This window comes from Paenibacillus sp. fava2, assembly GCF_058313675.1.
The window spans coordinates 1,820,013-1,834,671 of sequence record NZ_CM177755.1 but is presented as its reverse complement, the minus strand read 5'-3'; the positions used below and the strand labels follow the sequence as shown (position 1 = coordinate 1,834,671).

9 protein-coding genes are annotated in these 14,659 nt (G+C 50.0%); 5 read left to right on the top strand and 4 right to left on the bottom strand.

All coding sequences use genetic code 11. The annotated features are described in order from the left end of the window. Window positions 1-9: 9 nt before the first annotated feature. Both AC4G46_RS07770 and AC4G46_RS07765 read right to left on the bottom strand, forming a co-directional pair. A complete protein-coding gene (locus tag AC4G46_RS07770) occupies window positions 10-1,506 on the bottom strand; it encodes an extracellular solute-binding protein (RefSeq protein ID WP_491127421.1) in 1,497 nt (498 codons plus the stop codon). Further along, window positions 1,503-3,818, bottom strand: coding sequence for a helix-turn-helix domain-containing protein (locus AC4G46_RS07765; RefSeq protein ID WP_491127420.1), 2,316 nt, complete (start codon window positions 3,816-3,818; stop codon window positions 1,503-1,505). Before AC4G46_RS07765 ends, AC4G46_RS07770 begins: the two co-directional genes overlap by 4 nt. 390 nt (window positions 3,819-4,208) lie before the next feature. On the opposite strand from AC4G46_RS07765, the gene AC4G46_RS07760 reads away from it, so the two are divergent. The 3 genes from AC4G46_RS07760 to AC4G46_RS07750 all read left to right on the top strand — a co-directional run bounded on the left by AC4G46_RS07760 (window position 4,209) and on the right by AC4G46_RS07750 (window position 7,736). Further along, window positions 4,209-5,861 carry a type 2 periplasmic-binding domain-containing protein gene (locus tag AC4G46_RS07760; RefSeq protein ID WP_491127419.1) on the top strand — a complete coding sequence of 551 codons (1,653 nt, stop codon included), beginning with the start codon at window positions 4,209-4,211 and terminating at the stop codon, window positions 5,859-5,861. An 82-nt stretch (window positions 5,862-5,943) separates the two neighbouring features. Then, entirely contained in the window at window positions 5,944-6,834 is an 891-nt protein-coding gene (locus tag AC4G46_RS07755) for an ABC transporter permease (RefSeq protein ID WP_491127418.1), read from the top strand. Window positions 6,835-6,845: 11 nt separating this feature from the next. Then, window positions 6,846-7,736, top strand: coding sequence for a carbohydrate ABC transporter permease (locus AC4G46_RS07750; protein WP_491127417.1), 891 nt, complete (start codon window positions 6,846-6,848; stop codon window positions 7,734-7,736). Between the two features lie 92 nt (window positions 7,737-7,828). Here AC4G46_RS07750 and AC4G46_RS07745 read toward each other — a convergent pair whose 3' ends face one another. Both AC4G46_RS07745 and AC4G46_RS07740 read right to left on the bottom strand, forming a co-directional pair. Continuing rightward, complete coding sequence (locus tag AC4G46_RS07745) at window positions 7,829-9,487, bottom strand: cache domain-containing sensor histidine kinase (protein ID WP_491127416.1); 1,659 nt, start codon at window positions 9,485-9,487, stop codon at window positions 7,829-7,831. A 116-nt stretch (window positions 9,488-9,603) separates the two neighbouring features. After that, window positions 9,604-11,196, bottom strand: a complete 1,593-nt coding sequence (locus tag AC4G46_RS07740) for a response regulator (RefSeq protein WP_491127415.1) — start codon at window positions 11,194-11,196, stop codon at window positions 9,604-9,606. A gap of 193 nt (window positions 11,197-11,389) precedes the next feature. Here AC4G46_RS07740 and AC4G46_RS07735 point away from each other — a divergent pair, with 193 nt between their 5' ends. After that, complete coding sequence (locus AC4G46_RS07735; RefSeq protein WP_491127414.1) at window positions 11,390-13,132, top strand: sensor histidine kinase; 1,743 nt, start codon at window positions 11,390-11,392, stop codon at window positions 13,130-13,132. 1 nt (window position 13,133) lies between these two features. After that, entirely contained in the window at window positions 13,134-14,588 is a 1,455-nt protein-coding gene (locus AC4G46_RS07730; protein WP_491127413.1) for a response regulator transcription factor, read from the top strand. Window positions 14,589-14,659 lie beyond the last annotated feature (71 nt).

Here is a 14,659-nt window from a genome sequence, read left to right as displayed (position 1 = left end):
ACCCGCCGGTTATTCCGCCGCCCTGCTGCTGTAGGCCAGCTCGTATTCAAGACACATTTGAATGCCGCCTGCCGCCTTCCACTTTGCCAGCTCCGCCTGCCAGCCCTCCTCATCAATCATGCCCATTATAAATTTGGTCTCGGCATCCAGAATAATAGTCTCCAGCTCCTTGCCTCTTTCTCTATAGGTGTCCGACTCCAGTGTCAGGGCCGGATTGTCTACGGTATATTCCCTGTTCATTTTGCCGATCTGCTGATTCTTCTGGTACAGCTCAGGCTGACGGACCGGCTTGATGGAGCGCTGATACTCTGCGAGATTGGGCAGCAGATCCCTGTACGGCTTCACCTCTCTCAGATCCAGCGTGCGGTCCGTAATTTCGGCATAATCTCCCTGGTCAGACCAATGCCGGTCTTCAATTCCTCTTGTAATGACGGTCTGCATCGGAGGCTCAAACAGCTTGTCGAGAAATTCGAGGATCTGCCTGACCTCCTCCAGTGTTTTTACAGAATCCCTGGGAACTGCGAAGAATCCGGCATTGCCCGGTTCACCCGGCAGACGGCTGCCTGCTGGTCCGGCAAGAAAGACTACATCCACCTTCGCGTCCGGCACTGTCTTGATTAATTTATCCATCCAGCTCTGGGCGTTACCTCCGGAAATCTGAATGCCCGCACGTCCCGAATCATATATTTTAGACGCTTCATTATTATCGATAACTACAAAATCAGAATTAATCAGCTTCTCCGCGTACAGTCTTCTGAATAATTGCATGGTTTCATAAAAGGGCCCGGTCAGGAATTCGGGGATAAACTTCCCGTCCTCCACCAGCCACTTGTTCGGCCCGCCCTGGGAGACGGAAATCCGGGTCAGCATCGAACTGGCATCCTGGTTGTATCTTTTATCCAGCACCATGCCGTAAGTGTCCTGCTTTCCGTTTCCGTCCGGGTCCTCCAAGGTCATGGCGCGTACGACAGTGTACCAGTCCTCCAGCGTAACCGGCACCTTCAGGCCCAGCTTATCGAACCAGTCCTTGCGGTACTGGATGGTCGCCCGGCCGAGATCACGGACAATGGGGATGCCATAGATCCGCCCTTCCACCGAGATATTGCTGTAATATTCGCTGTCAAGCACCGATAAATGGGGATAATCCTTCAGCAGAGGGCCCAGCTCCCAGAATTGGCCGGCTTTGATCGTACTTATATAGTCCGGTGTATAGCCCAGCTTAACCAGCTTGGGGAGCTCGCCGGCAGCAATCATCAGCCTCAGCTTATCGTCATAAGCAGACATCGGAATCCAGTCAATCTGCAGCTCGGTATTCGTATAAGCTTCGATTGCCTGCTCTACTGCATTATTGTTGGGCGGCAGCTCACCGATCAGGGTGGCACCTATAGACAGATGGAAGGGAGCCGGACCGGAGGATATCCTGCTGCTTCCGTCCACAGGTCCGCAGCCGGCAAGAACAGCCGTCAACATCAGGATAGCTGCACCACGGCAGAGATTTTTTTTCATTCCTGGACTCCATTCATCATATTCTCCCGGTATTGGCCCGGGGTAATCTGATAGGTTTTCTTGTAGCTGCGGATAAAGGAGCTGATATTTTTGTATTTTATTTTCTCGCTGATTTCCGCTATCCTCATATCCGTCGTCTCCAGCATCTCCTTGGCCATCTTCATCCGGTAGTCTGTCAGATAATCGCTGAAAGAGACTCCAATCTCCCGCTTGAAAATACGGCTCAGGTACACCGGATGATAACTCAGCAGCTTCGAGTACATCTCCAGTGTAATATCCTGATCGTACTGCTCATGAATCAGGTTCACCAGCCTGTCGGCAATTTTAACGTACTGGATTTTGGAGCTGTCTGACAGCAGCCGGATTATAGGCTTGAACAGTCTGGATTCAAACCAGTGAATAATCTCCTCCCGGGTCTGCAGCTGAAAAATGGTTCTCAGGCTGCTCTCCCCATCCAGCACCTGCTTAACCGGAATCCCCTGCTCCTGGGCGATCCTCAGAATGCCTGAAGCCAGCTGCAGCAGCATGGTCTGGTGTTCATACAGCGGGCGGTCCTTATGGACAAGAGTGTCCATATACTGGCCCAGCAGCTCAGAAGCGCTGTCCGGCTGCATTTCCTTAATGGCGTAGATTACCCGGTCCTCCAGAATTTTCAGATGAGAGTATTCATAATGACTATCTGCTGCATGGTTGCCGGTATCGCCGTAATGAATGATCATTTCCGGCCCCAGGCTGATCCGCGCCTTCAGGGCATTGAGGCTTTCCGCGTAGGCATGGACGGTATCTGTGAGCCGGGCATACGGATTGCTGATCCCGATGCTCACCTTAATCTGCAGCACCTTCTCGGCATTTAGCTTGATACACTCTGCAGCCTCATACAGAATCTTTCTAACCGCCTCCCTGTCTTCTTTATCTGTAGCAATCAGCGTAACCTGAGAACCGTTCAGCGTAATCGGCGGAAAACGGAGCGAGGCAGGAAGCACCTCCTGGGCAATATTGCTGACCGCATAGAGCAGCAGCTCACGGTCCTCTTCCCGGCAGCGGGTCTCCTGCAGATTATCAATCTGCAGGGCAAGCACCCCGAGGCTCCTCCAGCCTTCAGGAAAGCCGTATTTATCTGAGCGGAATAAATAGTCGTTTTCGCTGATCTGTCCTGTAAACAGCTTTAATACGAAGTATTCCTTCAGATGGCTGGTCTGGCCCATCATCTGCTTCTCCAGCTGGTCCCGTGATCCGGCAAGGGACTGAAAACTCGACTTGATGTATTCAAGATCATCCCGGCTGCGCGGGGTGCGCGGGTCTGAATCGGAATCCCCGTAGGTCCGCGCCACCTTCAGCAGATTACGGATAGGCAGATACATTCTGCGGCTTCCATACAGAGCTATAGTAACAACAATCAGCAGGATAGTCAGACATACCAGAATGGTGAATCCGGCTATTTTCTGCGTATCCTTTTTGATCTCTCCAATATCTACTACCGATATATAGGTCCAGCTGTTATAGCCTGAGGAACGGTACATGACAGCTGCTTCTTTTCCGTCCAGCCGGGTATTCAGTATTCCTGATTGCCGTTCCGTATCGGAGGCCAGCCGGTCAAGCACCTCGCTGTTTATCGCTTCATATCTGGTCTTATCCGGTCCTGCAGCCAGAATATCTGCACCCGTCCGGTCCAAAATATAATTCCGGCTGGATACGTTGGAGGATAACTGCATGACATCCTGGATTTCCGATAAAACAATGCTCACGACCAGCAGTCCCTGCGGTTCATTGGTCCGCGGCAGAATCGGGATTTTATGCACTAATGTAATCGTTTTCACAGGTTCGTATAAATCTTCTGTTCCGGGAGCCGACACCCCCGTATACCAGAAGATGCTTTTGGGCTGTCTGGCATTCTCCAGAAATTCCTGATAGTTATCCAGCTGATCCAGCGGCTTCATAACATTCAGGCCCAGCGCCCAGTTCTGCTCCAGGCTGACCAGGTAGGCCTGCGTAATAATGGCATCACTTGACTGCAGGTTATACAGTTCCTTGGTTAGCTGGCGGACGGCCTCAAAGTTATATGAAGATAACGGGCTGCTCATGGATTCCCTGACAAGCGAGGAGTTGGCAAACTGGGTAGCCGATTTCTCTGTCGTTCTGAGAATCTGCTCGACGCGCATCTGCGTCTGATCCAGCCACTGCATATTCATTTCCTTGACCTTCGTCTCCATATCCCTTGAAGCTGTAGAATAGGAGGCAAAGCCGATAATGATCGTAGGCAGAATGCCCAGCACCAGACTATATGCAAGCAGCTTCAGCAAGTATTTGCTCAACTCTATTCCTCCTGACATCCATTCTGTAGAGCAGATCATAATCCCCAGGCAACCTTTATCATCCCAGCTAATGGCATTTCACACAATATACTTCAGATAACCTCTTTGACATTTTACTGATTTTTCCTGTATCCCACAAGCAGTCCCCACCTTATTAAGACGAGGACTGCTGCAGCTATTCAGATTGAACGCGGTATTTCTGCTGATCGCAAAAAGTAAAAAATAAAAAACGAATCTGTAAAATAAGTGCACTATACAACCGTTTCAGCAGCATCAAGTCAAAAAAGTAACGGGTTCCCGTCAATATAATTGATTACGCTTCAATACCGCCTCGTTTAGAATAAGTGGTGCAAGTTACTCTTTAACTACAAGATTAATGGGGGTAGATGTATGGTCAAGAAATTTACAGTTGTGATCCTGACATTTTGTATGGTCTTTGTACTGGCGGCATGCAGCGGCAGCGGCAATGAAAGCAATAGCCCGTCGGGAGAAGCAGCCGGCAACAATGAAGCAGCCGGCTCCATTGAGGTTGACCCTTCCGATCCTTCCTTTAGCGCCTTCAAGGAACCGGTAACCATTCACACGGTAACTTCTGAATACGCTTCCGCAAAATATCCGGAGGGCGATGATATTACCAATAACGTCTGGATCGGACGCTACAAAGAAAAATACAACATCAGTGTCGTAACGGACTGGGTCAGCGATGAGTACGATACCAAGCTCAATCTGGCGATTTCCTCCAATGATCTTCCCGATGTATTTCACGTAAATGCCTCTCAGTTGCAGCAGTTAATTGAAGCAGATATGATCATGGATTTAACAACCGTCTTTGAGGGTTATGCCTCCGACCGCCTGAAGGGTTACATGGAGGCTGATGCAGACAGCTTTGAATCAGGCAAAAAGGACGGCAAGCTGTACGGCATTCCGCAGCTGCACTGGGGACTCATCGACCAGCCGGATTACATCTGGATCCGCAATGACTGGAAGGAAGAGCTGGGAATCAGCGACCCGCAATCCGTTGCCGATCTGAAGGACATCGCACTTACATTCATGGAGAAGCATGGCGGCTACGGTATAGCAGTAGATCAGACGCTCGACTATCTCAATCTGCTGGCCATTGCCTGGAATGCACATCCTGATATGTGGATTGAAGGCAGTGACGGCAAACTGACCTACGGCTCGATCCAGCCTGAAATGAAGGCTGCCCTGACCGATTGGGCGGAATGGTTCAAGCTGGGGATTATTGATCCGGAATTTGCCATCAAGGATTTCAGTGCGATGAATGCTGATGTGGTAGCCGGCAAGGTCGGCATGCAGCCTTACTATCAGTGGTGGGGCTACAACCCGGGGGTAGATACAATCTCCAATCTGGGCAAGGATGCCATCTTCTATCCGTATCTCATTCCGACAACCGACGGTAAAGAAGCCAAGCAGTCCATCTTCTTCGCTAACGGTAGCTATACCGTTATCAAGAAGGGATTCAAACATCCGGAAGCCGCAATTAAGCTGCTTAACGACTATGCCTACATCGTAGATGAAGGCGTCGGCAAAGAATCCGAGGAAACCTTGTCCGCTCTTCTGGACAATGATATGGCGCATGTAGTTGGGGCTTTCCGGGTGCTGAATCCAAACTCCGACTATGAGCAGTTCGAAGCAGTCTCTGCAGCTCTGCAGTCCAAGGATACCAGCGGCCTGACCACTGCGGGCATGTGGCAAAAATATAACAATAGTGTCGATTTCATTAACAATGCCACACCGGGTGCCACAGGCGATTATCTGCAGCAGGGTGCTCCCAAGACCGCCTACGGCTTGTCCAAAAAAGTTCTCGACAGCGGAAATTACATCAAGACCGCCTTGTGGGGAGCCAGTCCAGAAGCACTCGCAAGCTTCGGTACAACACTGGACGACATCCTGACCGAAGGCTTCACGAAAATCATCATGGGCACTGAAAGCATCGATTACTTCGATACTGTAGTCCAGAACTGGCGGACAGCCGGCGGAGATGCAGCCGCTGAAGCCGTTAACGCAGCATACGGAAAGTAAAGGTTCCGGTGACAGGGGGACGAGAAAGCTCGCCCCCCTGTGTTATGTATGCGTGAAGATCGATTGAAACGGAGGATTTCGAATGCTCAAAAAATTAAAACAGCAGGGCCCCTTTCACCTGATGCTGCTTCCGAGTATTGTTCTTGTATTTATCTTCTGCTATATCCCTTTCTACGGGCTGGTCATCGCCTTTCAGAAATACAATCCCGGCCTTGGATTCAGCTCCCCGTGGGTGGGCTGGGACAACTTCCAGCATGTCTTTAATCAGCCTAACTTTGTACGGACGATCTGGAATACGCTTTACATGTCCGCCTTCAAGATTATCGGGGGCATTGTAATGCCTGTTATCTTTGCACTGCTGCTGAACGAGGTGGCCAGAAGCAGTATCAAGCGCACGTTTCAGACCCTTGTCTACATTCCGAACTTTCTGTCTTGGGTCATTATGGCCGGCATCCTGCTAGATATCCTAAGCGCAGACGGCATTGTCAACAACTTCCTGGCCATCTTCGGCGTTAACCCCGTCCCTTTTCTGGGCAATCCGTCCATCTTTCCATGGACGATGATTGTGAGTGATATCTGGAAAGGCTTCGGGTTCGGCACAGTTGTCTATCTGGCTGCCCTGACCAGTATTGATCCCGGATTATATGAAGCGGCGGTCATCGACGGAGCCAAGCGATGGAAGCAGACGCTCTACATCACCCTGCCTTTACTGATGCCGACGATTGTACTAATGTCTGTACTGGCACTCGGCAACGTACTGAATGCCGGCTTCGACCAGATCTTCAACCTTTATTCACCGGTTGTCTATCAGACAGGGGACATTATCGACACCTATGTATACCGTCTGGGTATTCAGCAGGCACAGTATTCCATCAGCGCGGCTGTAGGCCTGTTCAAATCCATAATCTCCTGCATTCTGGTAGGTGTATCCTATATTCTGGCCTACAAAGTAGCCAATTACCGCATTTTCTGAGGAGGCCTCTTATGATTCAAGACAACAGCCTGGGCAGACGCCTGTTCCATATCCTGAATTACACCATACTGATCGCAACCTCCCTGCTCTGCATCCTGCCGTTTATTAACCTGCTGGCCGTATCCTTCAGCAGCAGTGCAGCAGTATCAGCCGGCAATGTGGCATTCTGGCCGGTCGAATTCACAACCAAAGCCTATGAGTTCGCCTTGACCGGCGGTGAGTTCTTCAGCTCCCTGTGGATTTCCGTCAAACGGGTGGTGCTCGGCACCCTGATCAATATCATCCTGATGGTGCTGACCGCATATCCGCTCTCCAAGTCTGCCCAGAAGCTGACGGGCCGCAATCTCTATATGACTTTTTTTATCATCACAATCCTGTTTAACGGCGGGTTAATCCCAACCTATCTTGTTGTAGTGAAAATGGGACTGATCAACTCCATCTGGTCGCTTATTCTCCCCGGCGCCCTCCCGGTGTTCAGTATGATTATCCTGATGAATTTTATCCGCGGCCTTCCCGAGGAGATCGAAGAATCAGCCATTATAGACGGCGCAGGGCCGATGCAGATCCTGACCCGCATTCTGCTTCCCTTGTTGAAGCCGGCCTTGGCCACTGTCGGCCTGTTCAGTATTGTCGGCCACTGGAACTCCTGGTTTGACGGCATTATCTATATGAACAACCCTGACAATTATCCGCTGCAAAGCTACCTGCAGACCCTCCTGCAGAGCTTTGAGCAGATTATGCTGAAGTCGGGTACGGATTATACCCAGCTGTTATCCATGATGAATGCGAGAACCGGCCGTGCCGCCCAGATGTTTCTTGGCGCCATCCCTATTCTGTTGGTATATCCATTTTTACAGAAGTATTTCACCAAGGGCCTGGTGCTCGGAAGTGTCAAAGGTTAGGATCAAGTTACGGGCAGCAGCCATCATCCGAAAAAAACAGCAGAGGCGCACTCTCCCCCGGCGGAGAATGACACCTCTGCTTATTTGTCTGACTATCCGGGAATACCCGGCAGCAGAATATAAAAGACTGTTCCTTCCCCCAGGCGGCTCTCAGCCTTTATTCCGTAGCCTGCGCCAAAATGAAGCTGGATGCGGCGCTGGACATTATACAGCCCGATTCCTTTCGCTCCGCCTTGAGTGGCCGTCCAGCTCTCCGTCAGCTCCTGTACCATCGCCTGATCCATACCGCTGCCGTTGTCACGGATTGTAATCATCAGATCATTGCCGCTGGACCCAATGGTTACGGTGATCATCCCCTCTTCTTCGAGCTCCGCAAAACCATGGAAGATTGCGTTTTCAATAATGGGCTGCATAATCATCTTGGGAATCCGGTAATCCAGCAGCGTCTCTTCAATCTCATATACTGTCTGAATCGAATGATAATATCTGACATTCTGGATCGTGATGTAGTTCATGACATTATCCAGCTCTTCGCGGACGGATACCAGCGTTCCGTCCAATCTCGTAGCATAACGGAGCATGGAGATCAAAGCTTCCGTCATATCGACGATTTTGTCCGCTTTCTGCATGGAGGCAATCCATTTGACCGAGCCCAGCGTGTTATACAGAAAGTGAGGGTTAATCTGAGAGTGCAGCGCTTTGATCTCAGCTGCAGCCTTTTCGCTTTCCTCCTGCTGAACCCGTTCGATCAGCTGCTTTAATTCGTAGGACATTTTAATGAAACGGCCCGACAAATGCCCGAATTCATCTCTGGAGCCGATATCCTCGACTCGCTCGAATTGCCCTTTTTCAACAAAACGGATATTGTTCATAAGCTTTTTGATGGGCCGGGTAATCACATTGGACAGAAAGACGGAAATAATAAGGGCAAACAAGGACATTACGATAGCCAAGGTAATCAGATTGCGTCCCAGAATTTCGCCTTCATCAGTTAATTCATCCATGGGCATATACAAATAGGTGGTCCATTCCTGCTGGCTGAGCGGATTAGTCACCACAATATTCTTAATTTCATCCGGACGGACATTATCCCTGAATAAGGTGCCGATCAGCCGGTCATCGGGGTTGTACACAATTTTATCGTCAGCATCGACAATCATGAACCTGGAGCGCAGCGCCTCCTGCAGATTGCTGTTCACAATCTCGATAAACCGGATATCGATACTGACGACAATGACGCCAAGCAGCTTGCCGGTTGTCCCGTCGTATATTTTTCGCGCATGGGAGACCGCCAGCACTTTATTTTGCAGCTGCTCATCGATCCGGGTAGTTAAGGTGATCGTCCTGTCCTTGGTATGCATAAATTTCTTGAACCACAGCTCGTTAGCGACTTTGAAATCATAGTTAATCGGCTGATTGGGGCTGACGAACAGGTCGGCTCCGCCGTTTAAATTGTAGAGATAAATGGAGAATACACGGTCTTTCATCATGATGTAATTCATCAGAATGTTATAGGCTGAGTTCTCGTTCTGCTCGCCGCCAAACCGCAGATAATCCTGGATCGGATAGCTGCCCTCCATTGTCGCGGATAGGGTACTGCTTAGCCCGATGCCGGCCAGCAATGTGATTTTTTCGACATCCTTCAAAAATTCATCAATTCTTATATTCGTTTGCTTTGCAAGATCCTTCAGCAGATTTCTATAGTTATGCTCCAATAATCTTTCAGAGGACCGGTACGAATTGATGGTCATGACAAACACAGGCAGAATAATTACCGTCAGGCAAATAATCATAATTTTGGTCTTTATCCGAACCGGATATCGTCCCCGCATATGCACCTCTCCAGACCTCATAAGCAGAATTGGTGTTATTCCCGGTAGTCCTCAGGAGAGACACCTACGATTTTTTTGAATATCTTGCTGAAATAGGTGTGATTGTGATAACCAACCTTGTCAGCGATTTCATAAACCTTCAGCTTGCCTCCCTTTAAATACGCTTTAGCCCTTTCAATCCTGACCCTGGTTAAAAAAGAGATGAAATTCTCTCCCTGCTCCTGCTTGAAAATCCGGCTCAGATACGACGGGTTAACGTTGATTTGGCCTGCCACACTCTGCAGCGAAATATCCTCCGCATAATATTTGTTAATAATATCTACAGCCATCTCTGTATACGTGCGTTCGCGCATCATACTGGAGTCCACTTCAAAGCAGTATTTCATGTAATCGAGTACACCCTGATGAATATCGCCCCAATTCTCCCCTCTCAAGATGGCTTCATAAGGCGATCTTTCTACCGGTGAAGGGCGCAGCCGTTTGGCAGCGAGCGGAAAATGAGTGTGCATCTGCTCCATCAGTAAAATATACTTTTCCCGGATGCTATGCTCATCAGCCTGTAATTCAGCAAGCCTGGAACGGAATCCGGCCAATAATTCTGCCGCCTGCCGTTCATCCTTACTCTCCCAGACGGCCGCAAATTCATGCTCTTCGTCAGGGCTGATTAAAGTTATAACCGGTTCACGGGAAGGTAATTTAGCCACGTCTTCATAGAACAACACGTTCTTGGTGCTGTCAAAAAAACGGTAACCGAGAGCCAGCTCAGCCTCCTCATAGGCTGTCTTGATCGATTTATAGCAGGCAACGACTGTACTTACTCCTGCAGTAAGCTCAAGATTCATAAAATCTTTTATCGAAAGAATGATCTTATCGCACAGCCGCCCGATATCACCGCGTATGGAACCGCTACCAATAAGTGTGTTCACAAAGACCAGATATTCGGATGAATCGCCCAGGATAACCTCCCTGTCCCATTTTGCAGGAATAACCTCTTCAATAATGTTAAGAATCGAGAACCTGAGCAGCTTTTCATCCTTCTCCACATATTTCTTCTTCACTCTATCAAAATGATTCACTTTAAAGATCAGCACCGTCAGACCGCTGCCCCTGACCCTGATCTCAAGCTCCTCCGCTCTTGCCCTTGCAGCCTGCTCACTGATGAACCCGCTGATCAAGTCCTTGAAATAGTCCTCCTTCAGGTGCCCCAGTCCCCGCGTAACGTTATACGGCAGCTTGCGGACACTCCCCTGGCTCTCGTGCTCTGTCTGCAGCTTATCGCGGATTACGGCAAGAAGATCTGTTAAAGAGGCTGGTGAGATCTCACTTTTGATCAGGTAATCTGCTGCACCCAGCTTCAGCGCTTCCTTCACATAAGCGAACTCATCAAAATTGCTCAGGATGACATATTTGCAGGCCTTTAAGTTAAGAGAGAGCTCCCGTATAAACTGCAGGCCGTCCATCACAGGCATTTTGATATCGGTAATAATCAGGTCTGGCGAGGTCGCCAGGGCCATTTCCAGCCCTTCCTTGCCGTTCCCCGCTTCTCCCACCACCTGAAACCCGTGCTCTTCCCAATCAATCATTGAACGTATGCCCACACGCATTAATAATTCATCATCGACAATCATTAATTTGTACATAATCATCCCTCGGGTGTATTGTTCTTAAATAGAATATAATCAATTTCTCTTAAAAGGGATACAAATTAATTAACGTTTTTATAAAATAGATAGGCGGATCCTGCTGTCTTATCCATCTCTTCTCTTCCGCTGGCTCCCGCCTTACGTTATGATATGGGCAAGAATCGCCGGGGAGGAACCTATGCGCAATCTATTTCACAATGTAGGCTTATTCAGGCAGCTGGTCTATCTAATCGGAGTGACGTTTATTATCGTGCTTGTATCGTTTGCTGTGTCCAATAAAATAGCGGAGCGCACAGTAGAGAAGAAGGTCGCGGACTCGGCTGACAAAATCGTGCTGCAGGTGGAGGAGACACTTGCCAACTTTTTCAAGGATATGGACGGTATCTCTTACTCTCTGCTCTACAGCACGATCCTGCAAAACTATTTAAGCAGCAATGATCCGCTCACGAAGATATTGATGAATCCGGAGATCGTTGCCGAGTTCTCCAGCACACTGGCTCTGAAGGAAGAGGTGATGGGGATCCAGCTCTATGACCGGGAAGGGGAGCTCGCTACCAGTGTCGGCAAACCCTTTGCTCCGGTGCAGCAAAGATCGGTAGATGAAATTAAGTATGAGCTGGGCACCTCCGATCAGGCCGGCAGAACCTTTTATACCATTTCGGTACCTGTGTACAATTTGCAGAATAACCGGGTGCTTAAGGACTACCGCGGCATGTGTGTATTTTATATGGATGTTAAGAATTTCACTTCCGTCCTAAGCAAGTCGAAGCTGACCGAGCATTCGCGCCTGTTCCTGACCGATGAGCAGGACCGTATCATAACAGGCTCTGACGGTCCTGATCCCCGCATGCTTGCAGATGTGGATCAGCACAGCTCCGGCAAAACCTATATTGTGCTGAGCAGGACACTGGCCAACGGCTGGAAAATTGTCAGTGACATCCCCCGTGCCGAGCTTCTGTCCGAGCTGGATCTGGTCAAACGGCTGAACATTGTGGCCTATGCCGTAATTTCTCTGGTGTTCCTGCTGTTTATGCTGCTCTTCTATTTCCAGCTGCTGCGGCCCGTACGCGCCCTGCTGGATTTCGTAAATTCGTATACGCGGAGCGGCGGACAAGCCAGGTTCCATAGCAGCTACCATAATGAAATTGGCGTGCTGGGCACAAGCATCAATCATATGCTGGATTCCATTGTACAGCTGGGAAATGATGTGCAGAATGCCCAGCGGAAAATGTACGAATCCGAGCTGGACCGCAAGCAAATGGAGATCACCGCTTACCGGAATCAGATCAATCCCCATTTTTTGTACAATACACTGGAAAGTATCCGGGCTTTATCCCTTTACCACAAGGTAGGCGACATCGCTGAAATCACCTCCTCCTTATCGAGGCTGTTCCGGTATTCTGTTAAAGGGGATAACTTTGTTACCATCCGTGAAGAGATAGCCCATATGCAGGAATATGCCCGTATCATTGACTTTCGTTTCAGAGGTAGAATCACGATCCGCTTTGAGGTGGAAGAATCCTTAACCGAGGTGAGGACACTGAAGCTGCTGCTTCAGCCGCTGGTTGAAAACGCTGTCTTCCACGGGCTGGAACGTAAAGTCGGACCCGGGACAGTGACCGTTACGCTGCACAGCGTTCATCCAGACTCCATCCGGGCTGTCGTTGCAGATGACGGGATCGGAATCCGGAAGGACAAGCTGGAGCAGCTCCATGCTTTTTTGCTGCAGGCTGAGCTTACAGGCGACCACCGTACAGGACTGCAGAGCTCAGGGATCGGCCTCGCTAACAGCTTCCGTCGGCTCAAGCTGTTTTACGGCGGGCAGGCTTCGCTTAAGATTGAGGCCGGACCTGTACAAGGTACAGTTGTGACGCTGGATTTTCCCATTCAAATTCCCTTAGGGGAGACGGAGGCCGACTAACATGAGAAAAGTATTAATCGTCGATGATGAACCTTGGGTTGCCTATGGCATATCCCAGCTGATCGACTGGGAACATCTCGGCTTCCGGATTATCGGTGAAGCCTATGACGGAGCCAGTGCATGGCAGCAGGTGATGCAGGAACAGCCTGAACTGGTTATTTCAGATATCCGCATGCCCGGACTGGATGGCCTTGAACTGCTTGAAAATATTAAAAAAAGCGGACTGCCGACTCAGGTTGTGCTGATCAGCGGGTATGCGGATTTCAGCTATGCCCAGCAGGCAATCCGCCACGGCGCCTTTGATTATCTGCTCAAGCAGGTGGAGCAGGACCAGCTGGAGGATGCGGCTGTTCGGGTAGGGGAATATCTGGATGCCAGGAAGCAGCCCGACAGCAGTCTGGATCTTTTCCTGGATGACCTGTTCGAGCTGCTTGATCCGGATAACAGTGTGAGCATCGCAGAATTCACTCTGAACAGGCGGATACCGGCCAGCTTCCCCCACTTCCGTTTCATCAACTGCCTGTTTCCGGAAGCCTACTCTGACTGGCCGGCCCTCACCAGCCCTGCTGCCGCCGGACAGCTTCAGGAGCTCCGCATGCGTACAGGACACAATAAGCTGTCCATTCTTATCAATTATGACGAGGATAACCATCCTCTTGATTTGCTGACTTACATTTCAGAGCATCTGCAAGTTGCGGAATGGACCGGCATCAGCAGCCTGGGTCTGCTGGATTCCCCTCTCTCGCGCCTTCATCAGGAGGCCGACATCGCACTGCACAGCTCAGCCTTTTACCGGACAGAGCCTGTGATGCGCTACAAGCTGATACAGACTCCTGCAGATCTGCGCAAAACACTGCTTAGACTGGAGGTGTCGGTCAAGGAACGAAGCCATGACGAGATTGCCTCTGATATCGCGTTTATTGCATCCATTTGCCGGGCTCATCTGCTGCCAGCCGATCAGGTGGCTTTTGTCTACAATCAGGTTGTCAGCCTGTATTACAAATACTATGAAACTTCCTGGAACTCGGGTCCTGAGCTATTAACCTATGAAAATATCGCCCGCCAGCACTGCACCTCTGAAGAATTGTTTGCCCGCCTTGCCGCCGGTTTCGAAAATGCCTCCGGAGAAGCGGCTGTTAATCCGAGCGGACTTGCCAAGCGGGTGCTGGATTATATTGATGACAGCTTTACCGAAGATCTGCTGCTGAGCGAGGTAGCCCGGAACTTCAAACTCAGCATCGGGTATGCAAGTGCCCTGGTCAAAAGGGAAACAGGCTCTACGTATTCAGACTATGTGGCTGCCAAGCGTCTGCAGCTGGCCCGCCAGCTGCTCGCAGACCCGGAGCTGTCGATCCAGGAAATCGTGCAGCGCATCGGCTACAAGGATTATTTCCATTTCAACAAGCTGTTCAAAAAACATTTCGGTGTAACGCCAAGCAAGTACCGCAAACTGTGAAAGCGGATTCAGTCCGTGAACAAAACACCAAAACTGCAAACTCCAGCCCTATGCCCTGGACGGCTGAACGT

Bases quoted from the DNA above. Each gene is read 5' to 3' on its own strand.
- AC4G46_RS07770 (WP_491127421.1), bottom strand. From the start codon at position 1,506: ATGAAAAAAAATCTCTGCCGTGGTGCAGCTATCCTGATGTTGACGGCT.
- AC4G46_RS07760 (WP_491127419.1), top strand. From the start codon at position 4,209: ATGGTCAAGAAATTTACAGTTGTGATCCTGACATTTTGTATGGTCTTT.
- AC4G46_RS07755 (WP_491127418.1), top strand. From the start codon at position 5,944: ATGCTCAAAAAATTAAAACAGCAGGGCCCCTTTCACCTGATGCTGCTT.
- AC4G46_RS07750 (WP_491127417.1), top strand. From the start codon at position 6,846: ATGATTCAAGACAACAGCCTGGGCAGACGCCTGTTCCATATCCTGAAT.
- AC4G46_RS07745 (WP_491127416.1), bottom strand. From the start codon at position 9,487: ATGACCATCAATTCGTACCGGTCCTCTGAAAGATTATTGGAGCATAAC.
- AC4G46_RS07740 (WP_491127415.1), bottom strand. From the start codon at position 11,196: ATGATTGTCGATGATGAATTATTAATGCGTGTGGGCATACGTTCAATG.
- AC4G46_RS07735 (WP_491127414.1), top strand. From the start codon at position 11,390: ATGCGCAATCTATTTCACAATGTAGGCTTATTCAGGCAGCTGGTCTAT.
- AC4G46_RS07730 (WP_491127413.1), top strand. From the start codon at position 13,134: ATGAGAAAAGTATTAATCGTCGATGATGAACCTTGGGTTGCCTATGGC.